General features: G+C 55.2%; 14 protein-coding genes and 2 tRNA genes. 5 read left to right on the forward strand and 11 right to left on the reverse strand.

The annotated features are described in order from the left end of the window. Positions 1-388: 388 nt before the first annotated feature. From ACL7TT_RS15495 to ACL7TT_RS15545, 11 genes are all read right to left on the reverse strand, one after another. Positions 389-1,264 carry an NAD(+) kinase gene (locus ACL7TT_RS15495; protein WP_413396744.1) on the reverse strand — a complete coding sequence of 292 codons (876 nt, stop codon included), beginning with the start codon at positions 1,262-1,264 and terminating at the stop codon, positions 389-391. Positions 1,265-1,443: 179 nt separating this feature from the next. Next, a complete protein-coding gene (locus ACL7TT_RS15500; protein ID WP_413396745.1) occupies positions 1,444-2,445 on the reverse strand; it encodes a 1-aminocyclopropane-1-carboxylate deaminase/D-cysteine desulfhydrase in 1,002 nt (333 codons plus the stop codon). Between the two features lie 23 nt (positions 2,446-2,468). Further along, positions 2,469-3,206 carry an RES family NAD+ phosphorylase gene (locus tag ACL7TT_RS15505; RefSeq protein WP_413396747.1) on the reverse strand — a complete coding sequence of 246 codons (738 nt, stop codon included), beginning with the start codon at positions 3,204-3,206 and terminating at the stop codon, positions 2,469-2,471. A gap of 44 nt (positions 3,207-3,250) precedes the next feature. Further along, positions 3,251-3,616, reverse strand: coding sequence for an MbcA/ParS/Xre antitoxin family protein (locus ACL7TT_RS15510; protein ID WP_413396748.1), 366 nt, complete (start codon positions 3,614-3,616; stop codon positions 3,251-3,253). A 208-nt stretch (positions 3,617-3,824) separates the two neighbouring features. Further along, positions 3,825-3,901 (reverse strand) — tRNA-Asp (locus ACL7TT_RS15515). Positions 3,902-3,928: 27 nt separating this feature from the next. Beyond that, positions 3,929-4,004 (reverse strand) — tRNA-Val (locus ACL7TT_RS15520). An 89-nt stretch (positions 4,005-4,093) separates the two neighbouring features. After that, positions 4,094-6,466 carry a DUF6351 family protein gene (locus tag ACL7TT_RS15525; protein WP_413396750.1) on the reverse strand — a complete coding sequence of 791 codons (2,373 nt, stop codon included), beginning with the start codon at positions 6,464-6,466 and terminating at the stop codon, positions 4,094-4,096. A gap of 200 nt (positions 6,467-6,666) precedes the next feature. Continuing rightward, on the reverse strand, positions 6,667-7,296 hold the full coding sequence (gene cysC, locus ACL7TT_RS15530) for an adenylyl-sulfate kinase (protein ID WP_413396751.1): 630 nt from the start codon (positions 7,294-7,296) through the stop codon (positions 6,667-6,669). Between the two features lie 367 nt (positions 7,297-7,663). Beyond that, a complete protein-coding gene (locus tag ACL7TT_RS15535; protein WP_413396753.1) occupies positions 7,664-8,128 on the reverse strand; it encodes a DUF2489 domain-containing protein in 465 nt (154 codons plus the stop codon). After that, on the reverse strand, positions 8,128-9,057 hold the full coding sequence (locus ACL7TT_RS15540; protein WP_413396755.1) for an AEC family transporter: 930 nt from the start codon (positions 9,055-9,057) through the stop codon (positions 8,128-8,130). The genes ACL7TT_RS15535 and ACL7TT_RS15540 overlap by 1 nt, the downstream gene beginning before the upstream one ends. Positions 9,058-9,063: 6 nt before the next feature. Further along, complete coding sequence (locus ACL7TT_RS15545) at positions 9,064-10,440, reverse strand: DNA recombination protein RmuC (RefSeq protein ID WP_413396757.1); 1,377 nt, start codon at positions 10,438-10,440, stop codon at positions 9,064-9,066. Between the two features lie 330 nt (positions 10,441-10,770). Here ACL7TT_RS15545 and murI point away from each other — a divergent pair, with 330 nt between their 5' ends. The 5 genes from murI (at position 10,771) to ACL7TT_RS15570 (ending at position 15,042) form a co-directional block, all read left to right on the forward strand. Beyond that, a complete protein-coding gene (gene murI / locus ACL7TT_RS15550; protein ID WP_413396759.1) occupies positions 10,771-11,604 on the forward strand; it encodes a glutamate racemase in 834 nt (277 codons plus the stop codon). A 654-nt stretch (positions 11,605-12,258) separates the two neighbouring features. Continuing rightward, positions 12,259-12,807, forward strand: coding sequence for a hypothetical protein (locus ACL7TT_RS15555; RefSeq protein ID WP_413396761.1), 549 nt, complete (start codon positions 12,259-12,261; stop codon positions 12,805-12,807). After that, positions 12,747-14,216, forward strand: coding sequence for a PD-(D/E)XK nuclease family protein (locus ACL7TT_RS15560; RefSeq protein WP_413396848.1), 1,470 nt, complete (start codon positions 12,747-12,749; stop codon positions 14,214-14,216). Before ACL7TT_RS15555 ends, ACL7TT_RS15560 begins: the two co-directional genes overlap by 61 nt. Further along, on the forward strand, positions 14,213-14,689 hold the full coding sequence (locus tag ACL7TT_RS15565; protein WP_413396763.1) for a UvrD-helicase domain-containing protein: 477 nt from the start codon (positions 14,213-14,215) through the stop codon (positions 14,687-14,689). Before ACL7TT_RS15560 ends, ACL7TT_RS15565 begins: the two co-directional genes overlap by 4 nt. Beyond that, on the forward strand, positions 14,686-15,042 hold the full coding sequence (locus tag ACL7TT_RS15570; protein WP_413396765.1) for a hypothetical protein: 357 nt from the start codon (positions 14,686-14,688) through the stop codon (positions 15,040-15,042). Before ACL7TT_RS15565 ends, ACL7TT_RS15570 begins: the two co-directional genes overlap by 4 nt. Position 15,043: the final 1 nt, after the last annotated feature.

Below are 15,043 nucleotides of genomic sequence, written 5' to 3' on the forward strand. Positions count from 1 at the left end.
TGTCTCATGTCGACCTGCAAACTCAACAACGGTATTCTTATCCATAGCAGCGTATTCCTGGTTGGTTGACTGTTTGGCGACAACAAATCAACCAGATACGCTGCTTTCTTTCAAACCCTCAAACACCAGATTCGGTTATAACTCTAAAAATTATATGGTAATTACACTCCCACTTCGTGTGACCTAAGCTGTTCACTTATCTCATGGTGACGCCTATGTGTGTTGCTTGGCGGCTCACACATTGGAGTTACTATGGGACTTACGGATCTGTCAAACTACGCGTGCCTCCACGGTAGAGTCGGGGACCTCCCTTTTGAACTAGAGGAGCCTCTTTGATCGCCTCTTGGAGTGCATAAAACACGATGAGAATTTTCTTTATGCAATTGAATCAATTACTTACCTGCCAGTTTAATTTCGAGCGACAGGTTTCGTAAAAATTATGATCGATCGGGTGGATTAACGTTAACCTATGCGGTTTTTTATGAATGTGAACAACATCGCCAAGTTCAGTAATCACTTGCTCAAAACCATCACAAGTTACATAGGGCTTAGCAATATTATGCTCACCAATGATGATCTTAAATTCGCTGCTGCCTTCTACCACAATTGGGCGACTACTCAGCGTGTGTGGATTAAGAGGAACAAGTACGATCGCATCCAACTTGGGATGCATAATCGGACCACCTCCGGAAAGTGCATAAGCGGTAGAGCCGGTAGGCGTTGATATAATTAAGCCATCAGACCTCTGCCTGTACACAAATTGCCCGTCAATATACAGGTCAAACTCAATCATCCGAATGAATTCACCAGGGTGGAGCACAACATCATTCAAGGCCGAGCCTTTGCCAATCGGTTTACCGTTTCTGGTAACTGCCATATCGAGTAAAAACCGGCTCTCGGCCATGTACTTTCCAGACAAAACCTCGCCAACTTTTTCCTCAACCTGTTCAGGGGTGATATCTGTCAGAAAACCAAGGCGCCCCCGGTTAATACCGAGTAGAGGGACGTTAAACTTAGCAAGAGTACGTGCTGCAGCCAAGAGGCTGCCGTCACCACCAACAACAATCACCAAATCACATAACTCGCCCAATTTATCTCTAGAGGATACGCGGGCACCATGACCAGATACCGCTTTTGCAGTCTCCGCCTCTAATACTATTGAGTAGCTCTCCCGTTGGAGAAAAGTCATTAAGCGCCTAAGGGAAATAACTGCACTATTACTTTCAGTTCGACCAATTAAGCCTATATTTTGAAATTCTGACACATATCCCCCGTGGTGCATCTTTATACTCTTATCTATTAGTCAACCCAATCAATCACCAGGTCGATTCTTTTAAGCTTCCCACAACATCGAACAATGAATGGCAGAATCGCTAAATCGAACAGTCAGAAATAGCCGCAGAGACAAATTAAAGACCCGCATTTTTCAGGGCAAGAATGCAATTAGCTTTTCAAGCAATAGCCGCGCCGCCCCTGAAGACCCCCGGTATGAAGTGCAAGTGCTCTCACCCCTCGCTGCTCCCCATCCTTGGCAGTAATTTTTTTTAGTGCATTAAAGAGCTTACTTGTATAGATGGGGTCCAGCGGAATATTCACTTGATCTTCGAATTCTCTTTGGAAATCTGCTAGCGCTTTTGGATATTTCCCATACCCCCCACAGTGGTATTGACTCAACAAGCGCAGTCTCAGATCTGAGAGTCGGTCTAAAGGTAACCGGGTTCCTGATTTATCCTTCTCAAGGTGCCCAAGTCTAGTAGCGCTCAATCGTTCAATCCAGAGGCCCGCATCCTTGAGAATGCTATCGCCAGCCTTCAGAATTTCAACCCCTATCACGGAAATATTCCGGATACCTACTGAAAATCCCGCAAAGGTAGCCCCGGTACCACAAGCAACCCACATCTGATCAAAGGCGACCGGCGCTGTCTCTTCAATCACCTTTCCTAGTAACTGAACGCCCTTGATCCCAAGCAGGTTCGAGCCGCCTTCCGGTATAAAATAAGCTGAACCGGGCTCCAAGCCCACCTCATGAAGAAAGTCAGGCTGATTTCTTTTTCGATATTGAGTTCGTGTAACAAATTTCAATTTCATACCAAATCGCTGCGCATCCTGCAAGTTTGCATTTAGTATGGCGGGTATTTCACCACGGATGACGCCGACCGTTCGAAACCCAAAACGAGCACCCGCTGCCGCAACAGCATGAATATGGTTTGACCAGGCACCGCCGCAGGTAATCAGTATCTCCGCACCTCTATCTCTCGCCTCAATCAGGTTGAATAGAAGTTTGTAAGCTTTATTTCCCGAAATGATCGGATCGATTAGATCGTCTCGACGCACCCAGACATCGAAACCGGGAAAAAGACCGCTCTTTATTTGCTGATAGGGGACCTCGCAGGCAGCGTCTGTAAAGGCCTGCAGATCCAGACAATCCCAAAAGCGGGGCGACATAACTAAACCCTCTACCTTAGCTGCTATGCCGGTCTGGGCAAAAGCCCATCCACCAAAAAATCATCCAATACAAAATGGACAATCTCTGTCTTATCGCCTGATTTAACTAGGAAAACCACCCCTGCACCACCAGTCTCCGCCGTGACATCAGCCTCTTGAGAGGGTGGCCGCTTTAGAAGTGCCTGAGGTTCAAGAAGAGCCACATTGATTCCCTCGCCGTTACTTGATGGAAATTTTACTAACCCTACCTGAAGCGCTCGCGCCGAAATCACTTCCAGACCCTGAATATGCATCTTCCGAAGCTCCCTGCCCAGACTCTGGCAGTAGCGGTAATCGCCTGGATGCGTCAGCGCAGACCAATTTTTTTCCCAAGCGATATCCTGCAGCCGGATCGCCGGGTCTGCGCGATACTTTGCTGAAAATACACTGTGGTAGCTGGTAAGGGGATCGGGGGGGGACTCAAGCATGTCGTGAAAAAAAAGGAGACGGTAATAGGCCGCTTCTGCCAGAGTCGTCATCAGGGTTTTACATCCATAAAAAATGCCCGATTCCGCCACCCCACCGAAGCGAGAGCCCCAGGGCAATGGCGGGTAACGAAAGGGAGTAGCTAACAGGTAATGCAACGCCTCCGTACCCGACAGTCTCTGCGGTTTGTTTTCTTCCAGTAAGTGCTCGAGTACCTGTTGCTTTTGCAAGCTGTCCACCAGGCTGCGAGTGGCGATCTCCTCTTGCGACTCAACGATACGGTACAGCCGCCCCATGATACGAATCTTCGAAGACTCAATTCTTTGAGTCAGAGCGGTAGTCACACCTTGCCCCGCATTGCATCGAGATAGGTGACAATTCGCACCAATCCATCAATCCGGTATGCCAGCTCACGCGGAATACCATTCAATGCCCGGTTAGGTGTGGCAAACCAGCGGCGGACGCCCTCTTCACTGCCACAGAGGACAAAGGCCGCTCGGTAAGCACGGATCAATAGCAGTGCAAGCTGGCCAGCCGCGCTGGCGGGATCCAGGCCTGATTTTCGTCTCAAGGTCCGCTCGTCCAGGTGAACGATTTCTCCAAGCTCTCTCTTCTTCAGCGCCAAATGGGCGGCTGTACTCAGAAGGGCCTCAAGAAGTACCGTATCAGCACTGGGCTGGGGGTGAAAATCTGGGGAGGAATTCATATACCTTGTTTTTAATGGCCAGATGTCCAAATTATAAGTCATTATCGGACAAATGGCAACGAACCCTGTGCCGAGAGGCCCAAGGGTAACCCAACTCGCCATAGAATCCTTGCTAAGTGGATATAGGTATCTTCAGCAAATGCAGAGAGAAAAACTGGATCAGGTGAGAAGCATTCAGACTTAGAGCAGACGGGGTGTATTTATCGTTTGGCGGACCGGACGGGACTCGAACCCGCGACCTCCGGCGTGACAGGCCGGCATTCTAACCAACTGAACTACCGGTCCCCGATAGTATTCTTCCCAGTGAGAAGCTGGTGGGTGGTACAGGGGTCGAACCTGTGACCTACGGCTTGTAAGGCCGTCGCTCTCCCAACTGAGCTAACCACCCTTGCTCTCTGGGGAGGGGTTGCCCCCAAAGCGAGGCGCATACTACCCGACTGGACTATCCTGTCAACAATTTTTGCGCCACAAATATTATCAGTGACTCGGGTTTGCTTCGTCGGACAGCGACACTCGTGCGCCTCCAATCTCGTCCTCACCCGCCCTGGCTTCCTGCAGCATTTTATCCTGGCGATAGTCGGGGGAGATCAAGTGGCCCGCAATTTTCACAGGAATTTCCCTGGGAATCAATTGCTCCCGCGGGCGCGCCACATCCTGTTCATTGTAGTTACACACACCGGTAGGAAAAATGCGGCGCAAATCTTCAGCCCGCCCGGCGATTTCCTCAGTATGCAAACCGTAAATGCCTTTTACCAGCGCCCGCTCTATGGGTTGCAAGGCACACTTAAAAACGTCATCCGTCACTGGTGCTCCGGCCACTTGGCGCGCAGTGCTGTAAATTGGATACATCCTGGTGCATTTCCCCGATGGCCGGCGATTCCAGTCCCCGTCCCAAACCTCGGAGCCTGTCGCCAGTACATTGCCCTCGCGGTCAAAACAGCGATCACTGGCTTCTGCGGGGCGATTGCCCACTACGCCGGCTGCTGGATCTCTGATAATATTCTCCATCCAGCGATCAATCATATCGAGTGCTTCATCCAGGGGATAATACGCCTTGTGGCTGATCCAGATCAGTTGGTTGTCGGCATGGCCGCGCGCACGACGGATACGCTCACGCGCAGTAAAGGAAGCGGAGCTGTGATGCATGTCGGGCTCTTTATCCAGATAATGACGCAAATCAATGATCGGGATTTCTACATCGCCCAGAAATACATGACCAGAGCGGTAAATTCCTTTGATAGCCTCCAGACTGGCCCGACTTCGCCTTGCGGGGTTTTCAAGGCTTCCCATATTTAAGTTCTGTTCACTCCAAACAGAAAGGCGGACAGGGAGCAGGCTGCCATTCAAAAACCAAAGATGCTCCTCGGTCTGATTCTCCTGGGTTTTCCACCCACCGACCGACGCATTGAGTTTTAGGAAGGTGTCAATGCTGATATCGCCATTCACAAGGGCCTTCAATCCATATTGAACACCTTCATTGTCCCAAGTAGTGTTGGCATATCCATTGGCACCGGAACCATAGAAGCTGCGCAGGTTTTCCCAATGCGTCCAGTGGACCTGCCTCACCAGGTCTTCGGAAAAGCTTTTGAAAAAGTGTACAAAATTGGGGTTATTGACCAGTGGCACCAGACCGCGCCAACCCTCCACACATTCAGTCGTGCCGCGTGCGCGGCTTCTATAACGGCGATCAAACAACCCCGCCGCCATACTCATCAAATCAAAACGGCTGCTCACCTTAGAATTTGCCGAAAGCCCCTGTATGATTGAACGCGCTTCGGCGTTGCGCCAACGGGTATTGCCGGCATCCAGAACATCGAAGAAATATTCCAGCGGCTCACAGTCAAATGCGTAAATGGTCTGACTGACCATATCGGGGTATGAATAGAGCGGAATCGCTGCGTCCAAAAGACCGGGGGCATTTTGTGCAAACAAATATTGCTGAATGGCCCCGCCCGAACCACCGATACCCACCGTGTACATGGGTTCACCGTAAAGGGCTTCAAACTGCTTCTTGAGCCGTCGCGAGGCATCCTCCGCCAGCCATATGTTGTAATGGTTTCTGGTTTGATTTGCCGTCGAATAGATAATGGCATACCCCCGCGCCAGCTGATCCACGCGCCGGGTGGTGATATCCCCCTTGCTGATATTTCCCTGGCGCCATCCAATGCCAACACCACCGCGGAACTGGTAGATCAAGCGCCGGTTCCAATTGCTACTGTTGGGCTCCCCAGCACCTTCCCCTTCGCCCTTCAATACCGCGATAGCGTAGAAGTGGCGGTTAATGGTCCCTGTTTCAACACGCACAATAAAATCCACCTGCCGCCCATTAACAGTTACTTTCTGAACATCGTTACGAGCTTCATGCAGGCTATAAAACTGCCCATCCTTTGTACTGCGGTAGAAATAGGTGACCTCAGTGGCATGGCTACAATCACGACTGTATCCAATCACCTCTTTTGTCTTTTGCCCATCACCATCCAGGGCAAACACAGGAACACCCTCACCTGCCTGATTATCCACCAGCGGTTGTTTACCGGTAATGGCATTCCAGCCGCAGAGAAAGGGATATCTTGAGGCACCCGCGAACAGGGTTTCTACCGGCCCAACTTCACCAATCCCAATAGGGAAGGGAAAGTATTCCGGCGGGCGCGCCATCCTCCTCGGGTGTGGGCCGGCATAGGCCGGCATGGCGGGGTAATCGAGCGCGCCTCTCGGTACCCCAAGCACTGGCGCATTGGCCTTTCCGTGTACTTTTGGCAGCTTCTGATATCCATACCATGCGCCCAAACCCAGCATTCCTGTCACTACCAACAGAAAAACAGTGACAAACCAGGCTCCCCTTACCGACATAGACGCCTCCACAACTGGCAACTTCGCTATCTGGTACAGGTTGAGTATATGAAGGGATGGAAAGGACAACCGCCAGTTGGCACCTGGATAGACATAAAGGGGGCAGGACGTGGCGCATCGCGCAAGGCGGCAGCCTCACGCCATGGTTTCAGGCACAAGAGAAGGCCAATAAGGGTCTCCTTCTACCCGGGCCTCGAGGATCAGTCTTTGGCAATGATTCCTCTTTCCTGCAGGGTGGAGACTATCACTGCCACTTCCTGCTCAAGGGTCATCTCAGCGGTATTCAGGTGCAACTCAGGCGAAGTCGGCGCCTCGTAGGGATCATCAATTCCAGTGAATCCTTTGATCTCTCCCGCACGGGCCTTCTTGTATAGGCCTTTTGGATCACGAGACTCCGCCTCCCCCAAGGGGCAATCAACAAATACCTCTATAAAAGGGAGGCCCCCTACCTCGTGCATCTTCCTGACCTTTTCACGGTCCTCCCGGTAGGGGCTGATAAAGCTACTCAATACCACAATGCCAGTATCCGCGAACAGCTTGGAAATCTCACCGACACGGCGGATATTCTCCTGGCGATCCGCCGCGGAGAAACCCAGGTTGGCATTGATACCCAGGCGAATATTGTCGCCATCCAGCCGGTAACTCAACACACCACGGGCAGCCAGCGCCCGTTCCAAAGCAACCGCAACCGTGCTCTTACCGGAACCAGACAGGCCTGTGAACCATAGAGTCACTCCCTTGTGACCGAGCATGTCCGCCCTCTTCTCACGAGTCACACTCCCCTTGTGCCAATGAACATTGGTCGCCTTGCGTTCAATCGTTGTAGTCACCCATCACTCCAGACTTTCAAATTTAATCCCCACCTACACCCAGTGGACCGCGGTCGTAATATCCACTGACTCAGGACAACTCTCGCGTCAATTATCCCGTATTGAACCGGGACAGGTAAAGGCTGGGCTTATAGCCTATTGCGCGACTTGAACACGCTGATCGCATAAGCCCTATTAAAGTCCAAATCATCTCCAGTCATTTGGCAGGTAATCGCCAGGCTCACTACCTGGCGGTTTTTAGCGCAAGAAACCCACAGCTGCCCGGGCAAACTGCCGCCTCGCATTAGACAGCCCCCTTGGGGCCATGAACCAGCGGGGCGAGCGGACTCCGAAGTCTTTAACTTTCCACTCACCGCTCGCCGGCCTTTCAGAAAGAGCGACCAATCATTCGCTTAGCGGCATCCAAGGCGAAATCCCTATATTCCGTTTCTAATTTGGCCATTTCCAGCTCAAACTGAAACTGCTTTTTGCGCGACAACTGTTTCCAATCCTGCAAAATGGGGATATGAGCGGTTTTCTCTGCAAGGGTATAGAAGGCCACAAATTCATCCCGCACCGCCTGATCAACTTGTAACGCATCCAGAAGTACACGAATACGTATCGACGCTTCGGTCAATCCGATGCCTTCATCCAGAAGTGCGCGCGCGATGATCTGGATACTGTCATTGACCCTCCGGCGCTGATCTGCCGCCGCCTGCGCCAGTTCCGCCAGCTGCTCAGCCTGTTTCTTTTGTGCGGCAGACAACTTGTGCAGAAAGTACCCTGCCACCAGGGCGAGAATGACAATAATCGTCGCGGCTACAATCAGCAGCCAGGTTGGAAATAACGCCATCAAAAATACACCTTTAGTAGCACCAGTCCAATACTGGCGGTAACCACGGAGAGCAGGGTACTGAGCCCAACAATATGCGCGGTAAGTTGACTGTTGCCACCCATTGTGTGTGCCATAACAAAAGCCGATATGGCACAGGGAGCCCCCGTCATCAACAGTAGGTAGCCCAGATATTCCGGGCTCAATCCCATCATCCAGCCAATCACAAACGAAATCGCCGGCGCTACAACCAGCTTGAGCAGAGAAGCGGCAAGCGCTGTAGGAGGGCTGTGCAGCAGTACCCCTATTTTCATGCTGGCACCAATGCAGATAAGCCCTAAAGGTAGACTAACAGAGGCCAGGTCCTGAATGGTATCCCGCACCATATCCGGTAGTTTGACTTCCAGCATCCGGCATAAGATCGCGGCAAACACCCCCAGAATCAGGGGGTTTTTAAAAAGTTCCCATGCCAGCATACGCCAACTAAAGTTCGTATCCTTATTGTAAAGTACGAATAAAACGACTGCGATCACATTAAACTGGACGGCGAGTGCTGCCACCAATGTAGCCGCATGGGAGACCCCGGAACCTCCGTAAGCTTTCTCCACCCAGGCCAAACCCACGATGGCAAGGTTTCCCCGATAGGTGCCTTGAATAAAAGCGCTTCGGTCACTAGGCACTAGAGGGCGAGCCAGTAACCAGGCCAGCGGGATCATTGCAAAAGACCCCAAAACTCCCGCGGTTAACAGCGGGACTTCTTCCATCGGTCTTGCCTTGGATGCGTAAATACTGATAAACAGCAACGCTGGCAGGGTAATATGAAAAACCAGCCTGGAGGCATCGTCGATAAAGCGTTCGCGCACAATACCGCTGATACTCAACAGGTATCCGGCCACAATCATCAGGAAAATAGGCCCGGTGACCGAGAACGCGAATACAAGGTTTTCCATACCGGGTTATTCTTTCGCAGCGACGGTGGTCGCCTGAGGCAATTCCTCCGGTTCCGACGCATTTGCCTTTTCGCGCAATTCAGGGGAAATCTGTTTGCGAGTTTTGGCCCCCAGCTTGCGCAGGCTGTCGATGCGCTTTACCGCATTGCCACGGCCGCTGGCCAAGCGTTTGTAGGTCTGCTGATAGGCGTCCTCCGCCTGGCGCAGGCGATCACCCAGCGCATCCAGAGATTCCAACACCAAGGCAAACTGATCGTGCAACCTACCCGCTTCATCGGCGATTTTCTCCGCGTTCTTGTTCTGCTTTTCATAGCGCCAGATATTTTCCACGGTGCGCAGGGTCGCCATCAGGCTGGTGGGGCTGACCAAGACTATCTGCTTGTCGTAGGCAAAGCGGAACAGGTCCGGGGCCGCCTGCATGGCCAGCAGGTAGGCAGCCTCTATGGGTAAAAAAATAAATACGAAGTCCAGGGTGCGCACGCCTTCCAACTGCTCATAGGCCTTTTTGTTGAGACCGGAGATATGGGCACGCAGAGCATTGACGTGTTGTTTGAGGGCCTGTGCGCGCGCCTCGTCGGTCTGGGCCGAATTGTAGCGTTCGTAATCCACCAGGGAGACCTTGGCATCGATAATCAGATCTTTGTTTTCCGGCAGGTGCACGATCACATCGGGCTGGCGCCGGCAGCCGTCACTGGCAAGGCTGACCTGGGTCTCATACTCCCGCCCTTTCCTCAGGCCGGACTCTTCCAGCAGCCGCTCCAGCACCACCTCCCCCCAGTTGCCCTGGAACTTGCGATCCCCCTTCAGGGCGGCGGTGAGGCTGAGGGTCTTATCGCCGATACGCTGCGTCTGATCGCGCAGCGCTTTGATCTGTCCCAGCAGGCTATTGCGCTCGGCATTTTCGCGATCATAGACATGCTCCACACGCTTGCGAAAATCCCCCAGCTCGCGCTCAAGGGGATTGAGACTCTTGCGCAGGCTGTCTTCACTGCGGCGCATAAAGCTCTGCTGCTTTTCCTCAAAGATACGGTTGGCCAAATTCTCGAACTGTTCACCCAAGGCACTGCGCATCTGTTCCATGACCCGTCGCTGCTCCACCAGGGCCGCTTCGCCCCTCTCAACCAGCACCTGGCTGCGGCTCAGCTGCTGCAGCTTGTCGGCCAGTTCTGCACGCAGACGCTGTATCTCGGTGTCGAGTTGGGCCTCCCGCTGACGACAGCTTTCGAGGCGGGTTTCGGCCACCTGCAGTGCGACTTCAGCACGCAAAAGGCTGCGACGACTGCCGGCACGGGACAGCCAAAATACAGCCCCCACTAAAATCAGCAAGACAAGCGCCGCCAGTGTTGCGTGATCGGCATTCAGTTGCAGCGGAAACGCAGGCATAGAGAGCCACTCCCAGACCCGTAATAGAGCGGTATCAGTTTGGATTTTCTATGGAAACAGGCCATTCGCACCTGGCAGCCCCAGATGATCGTCGGGCGAAACACCCATTCTATCAGCTTGCAGGCCGAAAGTGCTGCGATTGCAGCAAGCTACCATTGCTCGGTGCGCGCTCAGCCCAAAACGCAATTGCGGCAACCGCAGGGTTGACACTCCCCCAGTGATCGGCACTGCCACCGACAAAAGTACACTCGCAGTGTGGTGCGACAGGAATTTTTTTGGGAATTTGAGGTATTCTTGGGGAATTGGTCTTGATGTTGGTACCCCAAGCAGATGTTCAAGCAAAGTGCCCTCCCCGACACACCCCCCCCCAGCGCACTGGTCTTCGATTCCGGCGTGGGTGCCATCAGTATTGCACGGGAGATCCGCCGCCTGATACCCGGGCTGACGTTGCATCTGGGTATTGACAACGGTTTTTACCCCTACGGCAACAAAAGCGAGGAGGAACTGCGCCCCCGTATCCTGGAGCAGGTAAAGGCCATGATGGCACACTGCGGGGCCGACATCTTGATCGTGGGCTGCAATACTGCCAGCACACTGGCCCTGCCGCAGCTGCGCAGCACACTGGAAGAGCCCGTAGTGGGCGTGGTGCCTGCGGTCAAACCCGCTGCCGGGGCCAGCCGCTCCCGCACCATCGCACTGATCGCCACCGAGGGCACGGTAAACCGCAAGTATACCCGCGAGCTGATTGCGCAGTTCGCCAATGGCAATCGGATCATCAATGTAGCGGCGCCTGAATTGGTCCAGTTGGCCGAGAAAAAGCTGCGCGGAGAGGCTGTGTCCGCCAGGGATCTGGAGCCGGTTTTGCACCGGGTATTCCGCACTGCCGGTGGCGACCAGGTGGATATCGCAGTGCTTGCCTGCACCCACTTCCCCCTGCTGCGCGAAGAGTTACAGCAATTTGCCCCGCGCTCAATTCAATGGGTGGACTCCGGCGAGGCCATAGCACGCCGGGTGCGCTGGTGGGTCGATGAACTGCAATTGACCCTGCCAGGTACGCCACAGCCCAGCCGCCTGATTACCAGCGCTGCCGACCGCAGCGGAACTATCGTGCAAGCTTTCCGGGAATTTGCTCCCCTCAGCGAACCTCTGGCACCAGGCTCCTGAATTCACCAGGCCGCCGAATGCCCTTGCACAAACCACGACCGTTCCCCCTCATAACAGGACTCCACCGGTACCCAAATTCATGCTGAAACCGGCATTTCCCGCCCTCGAGATTTTCGCACAGCTCCCCCCGGGGGGGCTGCTGCTCACCCCCAACAACCGCCTGCGCAACCGCTGCCAGCAGATCTATGCCGCGCAGCAGCCACCCGGCACCTGTTGGCTGCCGCCGCCAGTGGAGTCCCTGCAGAGTTGGCTCGATAAACTTTGGTTCGAGCTGCAGCAGTGCAACTGGCAGCCTGCGCTCATGCGGGTCCTCGACCGCGAACAGCGGCAATTGCTCTGGCAGCGCGCTTTGGACCAGTCACTGAAACAACAGCTGCTCAATCGTCAGCAACTGTGTCGGGATGCCGACAGCGCCCTGTCGCAACTGGTGCAGTGGCAGCGGGTTACCAACATCCAGAATTTTGAAGAGACCATCACCCCGCTGATGGAGCAGTTTGCGGTGTCGTTGCAGGAGGAAAAGCTCCCTCTATGCACTATGACCAAGGTCTTTGCCAATACGCTGCAGGCTTATACTGCCATTACCCCGGACCAGCGCGACCAACTGATCTTGCGTGCCCTGCAGGAGGGGATACTGAACCCCTGCCGCAAATCGATATGGCCGGATTCACGCAGATTTCGCCACTGGCCGGCGAGATTATCCAGGCTGCCGCCCACAAGGTGTGCAGGAGAGCCGGTGTGCGGCAGCCGAGCCAACTACGGGCCGCCGCCTGTGCCGATCGCGACGACGAGCTGGGCCAGTGCCGCACCCGGGTGGAGACGATTTTTTCACGGGTGTTGGAGCCCCAGTGCACCGATCCCCAACAACCGCACTACACCCTGCCCTTCAACTTTTCCGCCGGTGTGCCACTGGCGCAGACCCCCATTGGCAGTGCAGCCCTGCAGTTGCTGGATCTCCTGCGCGGTGAATGGGACTGCAATGCCTTGCGCAATACGCTCTTCTGCCCCTTCTGGAGCGACAGCGGCGAAACCTGGCTGCGCAGTGCGCTGTATCGGCGCCTGCAAAAGCTGCAGCTGCGCCGTATTGATGGCGCCGCTGGCAGCGCGCACCCGCTGAAACCTGGGCGAACCGTCTGTCCAAGACCCTGGCCGATCTCGGCTGGCCCGGTACCCGCACCCCCAACAGCCAGGAATACCAGCAACTGATGCTGTGGGAAACCACCCTGGAAAAGCATGCAGCCCTCAACGCCTACGCCGGCAACCTGACCCTGGCACAAGCCCTGCAGCTGCTGCACCAGATCGCCAGACGCACACCATTTCAGGCGGAGACCCACGACGGCCCCCTGCAGATCCTGGGTGTGCTGGAGGCCGGTGGCCTCGCCTTCGATCACCTGCGCCTGATGGGCTTCGGCCAGCAACAGTGGCCGCCGACACCGGCACCGGCACCCAACCCCCTGCTGCCAATCCAGTGGCAAAAACACTGGAAAATGCCCCGCGCCAGCGCAGGGCGGGAATTGGGTCTGGCGCAAGAAATCACAACCGGCCTGCTCAATGCCAGTGGCGATATTGTAGTGAGTTACGCCTGTGAAGAAGACGGCGTGCAACAGAGCTTGAGCCGCTTGTTCGGGCATCCCGAAGCGACCGAACACTTTGCCGGTGACGCCCTGCAAAGCCACTTCAATGCATTGGCCGGGGCTGTGCCACTGGAAAAAATCGACGATGAATCGCTCCCCCCTCTGACACCAGAAGACTGCCAGCAGGTGCGCGGTGGGGCCTCAGTCCTCAAGGCACAGGCGCTCTGTCCGCTCAACGCGCAGTTGTATTATCGACTCGGTGCTGGCAGTAGTGATAGTGCGCCGGATATCGGTCTGAGCCCGGCCGAGCGGGGCAATGTGGTGCACAAGCTGCTGGCAGAATTCTGGCAGCGATGTGTCGCCCTGGCGCAGCTGCAGGCCCTGGGCGAAGCGCAGCGCCATGAGCAAATAGCGCACGCCATAGAGCTTGTGCTGGGCGGTGTGCGCCGAAAATACCACCACCTCCCCGGTGGTTTCTGGGCCCTGGAAGCGCAGCGCCTGCAGCGACTGATGCACCAGTGGCTGGCCACAGAGTTGCAGCGGCCCGTCTTTTCCGTGAAGGAAATTGAGTGGGAACAGGCAGTGGAGATTGATGGGCTGCATTTCAACCTGCGCCTGGACCGCCTGGACCAACTTGCCAGCGGAGAGCGACTGGTGATCGACTACAAGACCGGCACTCCCACTATTCGCGACTGGCTCACCCCACGTATTCGCGAACCCCAGCTGCCACTCTATGCCCTGTTCCAGCCCCACGCCCGTGCCATCACCTTCGGTCAGGCACGCAGTAGCGACTGTAAATGGCATGGCTGCGGTGAGCTTGAGCAGCCCATAACAGGGATCAAAACCGTGGCGGATATCGAGAAAAACACCCCCTTCGGCAGTTGGAGCAACCTGGTAGCGCACTGGTGTGAAAGCCTGAAATCTCTCGCGGGCGAATACCGCAGCGGTGCCGCCGCCCTCACCTTCGACCGGCCCGCAGACAACACCACGGAGCTCTGGCCCCTTAACCGCTGGCCCGAAAGGGCTCAGAGGTGCGAATGAACGAGACAGTGACCACCCCGATCCTGCGCCATCCCACTGATGCCAGGGCCCGCAACCGCGCTCTGGATATCACCAGCAGCTTTGCCGTCTCTGCACCGGCGGGCTCAGGCAAGACCGGTCTGCTCACCCAGCGGATACTGAAGTTGCTGGGCACCTGCCAGCAGCCCGAGGAAGTACTGGCGATTACTTTTACCCGTAAGGCCGCCGGCGAAATGCGCGCTCGCCCGGTCGAAGCACGGTACCGCGCCCGGAGAATGCCCACCAGGCTGCCACCTGGGATCTGGCTCGGACACTGCTGGAACGGGATCGCGAGTGCAATTGGCAGCTGCTGCAAACACCGCAGCGCCTGCATATCCAGACCATTGACGGTCTGTGCAGAAGCCTCGCCAGCCAGCTGCCCATCGAGAGTGGCCTGGGCGCGCCGGGTGAACCTCTGGAGCACACCCGTATCCCTTTCGAACTGGCCGTGGTGAACCCGCTCAAGCACCTGGACGGTGAGCAGCCCGACCGCGACCTGCAGCAATTGCTGTTGCACCTGGACAACGATCTGGGCCAGCTGAATACACTGTTGCGCCTCCTGCTGGAGAAACGCGAACAGTGGCTGGGCCCCCTGCTCAATGTGCGCCACAAAGACGCCCAGGACTATTTCCACTTCGTCATTGATGAACTGGTGGCAGAAAAGCTCGAAGACCTGAACTGCACACTCGGCAGCTACACGGGCGAATTACTCGAACTGGCGCGCTATGCCGGCCGCAACCTGCAGCGGGACAACCCCGCCTACCCGCCCAGTGGCAACCGCAACCGATACCGCAACAGCACTGGCTAGC

The sequence above is a fragment of the Microbulbifer jejuensis genome (genome assembly GCF_047289955.1).
Taxonomy (GTDB): Bacteria; Pseudomonadota; Gammaproteobacteria; order Pseudomonadales; family Cellvibrionaceae; genus Microbulbifer.

Bases quoted from the DNA above. Each gene is read 5' to 3' on its own strand.
- ACL7TT_RS15500 (WP_413396745.1), bottom strand. From the start codon at position 2,445: ATGTCGCCCCGCTTTTGGGATTGTCTGGATCTGCAGGCCTTTACAGAC.
- ACL7TT_RS15505 (WP_413396747.1), bottom strand. From the start codon at position 3,206: ATGGGGCGGCTGTACCGTATCGTTGAGTCGCAAGAGGAGATCGCCACT.
- ACL7TT_RS15510 (WP_413396748.1), bottom strand. From the start codon at position 3,616: ATGAATTCCTCCCCAGATTTTCACCCCCAGCCCAGTGCTGATACGGTA.
- ACL7TT_RS15525 (WP_413396750.1), bottom strand. From the start codon at position 6,466: ATGTCGGTAAGGGGAGCCTGGTTTGTCACTGTTTTTCTGTTGGTAGTG.
- ACL7TT_RS15535 (WP_413396753.1), bottom strand. From the start codon at position 8,128: ATGGCGTTATTTCCAACCTGGCTGCTGATTGTAGCCGCGACGATTATT.
- ACL7TT_RS15540 (WP_413396755.1), bottom strand. From the start codon at position 9,057: ATGGAAAACCTTGTATTCGCGTTCTCGGTCACCGGGCCTATTTTCCTG.
- ACL7TT_RS15545 (WP_413396757.1), bottom strand. From the start codon at position 10,440: ATGCCTGCGTTTCCGCTGCAACTGAATGCCGATCACGCAACACTGGCG.
- murI (WP_413396759.1), top strand. From the start codon at position 10,771: ATGTTCAAGCAAAGTGCCCTCCCCGACACACCCCCCCCCAGCGCACTG.
- ACL7TT_RS15555 (WP_413396761.1), top strand. From the start codon at position 12,259: ATGGCCGGATTCACGCAGATTTCGCCACTGGCCGGCGAGATTATCCAG.
- ACL7TT_RS15565 (WP_413396763.1), top strand. From the start codon at position 14,213: ATGAACGAGACAGTGACCACCCCGATCCTGCGCCATCCCACTGATGCC.